The following is a 2,826-nucleotide window of genomic DNA, read 5'->3' as shown; positions in this document are numbered from 1 at the left end:
TCTGGGCCGCGCCGCAGGCCTTGGCGGCCTCGGTCACGTTCCAGGTTCCGACCACATTGGTCAGCACGCCCTCGCAGGGATGACGTTCGACCATCGAGACATGTTTCAGCGCCGCGGCGTGGAAGACGAGGTCGGGCTTTTCTGCGGTGAAGGCGGCCTGCAGGCGGTTCGACTTGCGCACGTCGCAGAGCACGGCGCTGCGTGACAGGCCTGGGAAGGTTTCGGCCATCTCGCGATCGATCTCGAAGAGCGAGGTCTCGGAGAAGTCCATCAGGGTGATGTGACCGGCCTGGAAGGTGGCGACCTGACGGGCGAGCTCGGAGCCAATGGAGCCGCCAGCCCCGGTGATCAGGATGCGGCGACCGCGGATCAGGGCGCCGACCGCCAGGCGGTCGAGCTCGATCGGATCGCGAGCCAGCAATTCCTCGACGCTGATCTCGCGCATCGGCAACAGCGACATGCCGTCCTTGTGTGCGAACTCCACGATCGAGGGCAGGCGCAGAAGTCGGATGCCGTCGTTCTTGAGCTGTCCGAGGTGATCGGCGGTCAGGCCCTTCAGGTGGCCCGGCTCGTCCAGGAACAGCACCGCGCGCGGGTAGCGGTTCCACCGGCGCAAGTCCGTCAGCGCCTCCTGGAGGTTCTCCAAAGATTCGATGACGCAGACGCCGCGGACCTGTTGGCCGACGTCACGGGCGTCGGGCCCGACGATGCCGATCGGAGTCCAGGCCTGGTCGTGGCGGCGTGCGACGTCGCGCAGATAGGAATCGGCGAGCGAGGGAGGGCCGATCAGCAGCAGGGCCGGCGCCTGCGGGGCGCGGTCCCGGATCGTCTTGAGGGGCGCGAAGCTGTCCAGGGCGTGCTCATGCAAGGTGCGGCGGGCGATCCGCGCGCCCATGGAGCCGACCATCTGGAAGACCACGGCCATGGCGAGCGCCGACCGCGGAAGGCCCTCGGCGCGCGTCAGCACGAAAATGATCAGGAGGAAGACGCCGCCGGTCAGGAAGGCCGTGCGGGCCAAGACCATGGCGTCGGGGATCGAGACGTAGCGCCAGGGCGAGAGCTCACGGCGGAAGATCGTGGAAAACAGCGCTGCTAGGGCGGTGTAGATTCCGATGAGCTGCAACAGCTCCAGTGTTGGCAACATCGGAACGGCTTCGTCGAGGAACTGTCCCGACGAAAGCAGGTAGGCGAGAAAGAAAGCACCGGCGGCAATCAGAGCATCAGCGGCAATGGTTTGAGCCCGATTGGCCATTTGCTCCATGAATCGCGCTCCGCTGGTCGTCTGAAGTTGCAACATAGACGCGTAGACGCGACCGTCCAATGAAACTCGGCTGCGAGGATTTCGCTCCACGCGCGAACGTCGTTTTTTTCTCCTGGATCCATTTGTTCACGAAAATGGCGCCAAGAGCACATAACAGAAGAGCCGCCCCGTCACCGGGGCGGCTCCGCATGTCAGACTTTGAAGGCGCTTAGAAGACCGCTTTGACGGACACAACGACGCGGCTGTCATAGAGCTTGCCGAACTCGTGAGCGTCGGTGTCGTGGTAGCGCAGGTCGAACCCGACGATGTCGTTCAGGGCGTAGCTGACGCCCAGGTTCCAGGTGGTGTAGTCGCCGTCATAGTCGACGTCCTGGTAGCCGAGGGCGCCCGAGACGGTGAACTTCTCGGCGATCGGGGCCGAGGCGTTCAGCTCGACATAGGTGGCCGGGCCGGTCTCACCGAAGAAGTCGTCCGAGTAGTAGACGGCGGCGCCGACGGTGCCGGTTCCAACCGGGGCCGAGCCGGTGGCCTTGAACTCAACGTAGTCCTGGTCGGGCGCGCCCGACGGGGTGTTGATGTAACCGTAGTAGACGACGCCCAGATCCAGGTTGAACGGGCCAACCTTCGGCTTGACGCCGACATACAGGTCATACTCAGCGTCGGTGCCGTTGTTGAAATCGACGTTCGACACCCAGGCGCCGGCGTAGCCCACGCCCCACAGGGTGGTGTCGACGCCGGCGAACACTTGCGGGTTCTCGTCGGTTTGGCTCACGCCGCGGAACACGTAGTCGCTGGCGGCGCCGGCGTTGAAAGAGAAGTCGAACGGCGAGGTCGACTCTTGGGCCATGGCGACGCCGCCCATGGCGATGGTCGCCGAAGCGGCGAGAAGCGTGGTTTTGAAAACGTTCATTGCGTTATTATCCCCTTATTCGACCGAGCTCGCGGCCCGTCGTGAGTAAGGAGATCGCCATGCGGGCGAGCGCCAGATCAACGCGGGTGGAGCCGATGAGGGGCGCTACCTATTCGGTGTTCTTTTTTTGAGCGTTAACAAAACCCGGCGCCAATATTTTGGGCTTTAAGGTGTGGCTTTCAGGTCGCGGTTGCGCCGTGCTGACTAGCGCATGGAAAGCGGCGCGTAGCCCAGGTGGGTTCCGGCGTCGACCAGCAAGGTCTCCCCGGTGACATGTCTCGAAGCTGTTGAGGCCAGGAATACGGCCGCCCCGGCGACGTCTTCGGCGGTGGAGGCGGCTTTCAACGGGGTCGAAGCGGCCGTGCCTTCGCGCATTTTCTGGGCGCGTTCGGGGCCGACGCCCTTTCCGAACCAGGGGGTGTCGATGAAACCGGGGCAGATCGCATTTACGCGGATCTTGGGTGCCAGGGCCCGAGCGAGGGAAAGGGTCATGGTGTTCATGGCGCCCTTGGAGGCGGCATAGGGCACCGAAGACCCGATACCGGCGACGCCGGCGATCGAGGAGGTGTTGACCACGGCGCCGGGGCGCGGCGCGGACTCGAGCAAGGCGCGCGCGGCGCGAACCCTCTGGAACGCGCCCACCACATTGACGCTG

General features: G+C 64.6%; 3 protein-coding genes. All 3 read right to left on the bottom strand.

Annotated features, from left to right (window positions below; translation table 11 throughout):
- Positions 1–1,123 (bottom strand): polysaccharide biosynthesis protein (locus Q7T84_RS06185; protein WP_304806877.1); only part of this gene is annotated, 1,123 nt, incomplete at its 3' end.
- Between the two features lie 346 nt (positions 1,124–1,469).
- Positions 1,470–2,171, bottom strand: coding sequence for a TorF family putative porin (locus Q7T84_RS06180; RefSeq protein ID WP_304806876.1), 702 nt, complete (start codon positions 2,169–2,171; stop codon positions 1,470–1,472).
- A 204-nt stretch (positions 2,172–2,375) separates the two neighbouring features.
- Positions 2,376–2,826, bottom strand: a 451-nt coding sequence (locus tag Q7T84_RS06175) for an SDR family NAD(P)-dependent oxidoreductase (protein ID WP_304806875.1), incomplete at its 5' end; no start/stop codon positions are given.

Origin of the sequence: Phenylobacterium sp., from assembly GCF_030654915.1 — a bacterium.
Taxonomy (GTDB): domain Bacteria; phylum Pseudomonadota; class Alphaproteobacteria; order Caulobacterales; family Caulobacteraceae; genus Phenylobacterium.
The sequence above is the reverse complement of the archived record's forward strand: the minus strand, read 5'-3'. Positions and strand labels throughout refer to the sequence as shown.

Excerpts from the sequence above, each read along its gene's own strand:
- Q7T84_RS06180 (WP_304806876.1), bottom strand. The coding sequence starts at position 2,171 with ATGAACGTTTTCAAAACCACGCTTCTCGCCGCTTCGGCGACCATCGCC.